Origin of the sequence: Streptomyces capoamus, assembly GCF_014654935.1 — a bacterium.
Taxonomy (GTDB): domain Bacteria; phylum Actinomycetota; class Actinomycetes; order Streptomycetales; family Streptomycetaceae; genus Streptomyces; species Streptomyces capoamus.
Genome location: NZ_BNBF01000010.1, coordinates 188,331 through 189,185, shown reverse-complemented (window position 1 = coordinate 189,185; position 855 = coordinate 188,331). Strand labels below are relative to the sequence as shown.

Sequence of the window (855 nt, the reverse complement as noted above, 5' to 3'; positions counted from 1 at the left end):
GCCGGAGTTGCTCCAGTAGGCGTAGGGCGTGGTCTGGCGGCGGGCGTGCGGGGGCGTCTGCTCGTAGGCCGTGTAGTAGGTGTGCGTGGAGTCCGTCCAGCCGCCGAAGATCACGACGTGGGAGCCTTTCTCGGGGTTGTCGGGGTTGTGGTAGAGCAGGATGTCGCCGGGCTGCAGCTCCTCCTTGGTGATCTTGACGCCGAACTCGCCGAGGCTGCCGGTCCACTCGTTGTTCGGCAGTCCCCAGGCCATGGAGACGTAACCGGAGCAGTCCTGCCGGTAGCCGTCGGACCAGAAGGCGTACATGCTGTACGGCACCTGCGCGGCGACCCAGGTCTTGGCCCGGTTGATGATCGCCGTGCGGGTGGTGGCGGGGAGCGGGGCGGTCGGGGCGCCGGGCGCGCCCGCCGGACCGTGCAGCGGCGCCTTGGCGCCCTGCGGGGTGTCGGGCTCTCCGTCACCGGGCAGAGCCTGGCGGTGCGGGGAGTGGTCGGGGGTGAGGGCTGCGGCCGACGGGACCGTGCCGAGGGCGGCGGCCGCGGCGGCCACGACCACCACGGTGCGGGCCGCGGACCGGACGCGGCCGGACGGGGGACGCAGGGCCGGCCGCTCGTGGGCGCAGCCGGGACAGGCGCAGTCGCTCGCCGGGTCGATGTCCTCGAACACGGGAGCGGTCATGCGATCTGCCTCACATTCGGGGGTGATTTGTCCGCGAGTGTGCACGTTGATCAGTTTCCCAACTGGGTACAGAACGCGCATTTTGACGGTCCGAATGATGTACGCGGCCCTCCGGACGGCCGCGCCGCCCCTTCCCTGTGGTCAGGAGCACCCTTGGAGGTCGGGTAGAGTTTTCTC

Annotated in this window: 1 protein-coding gene; it reads right to left on the bottom strand. The window is 70.6% G+C overall.

From position 1 onward, the window contains the following. Window positions 1–678: C40 family peptidase (locus tag IE312_RS40685; RefSeq protein ID WP_229900026.1), on the bottom strand; the 678-nt coding region annotated here is incomplete at its 3' end. Between the last annotated feature and the right edge of the window lie 177 nt (window positions 679–855).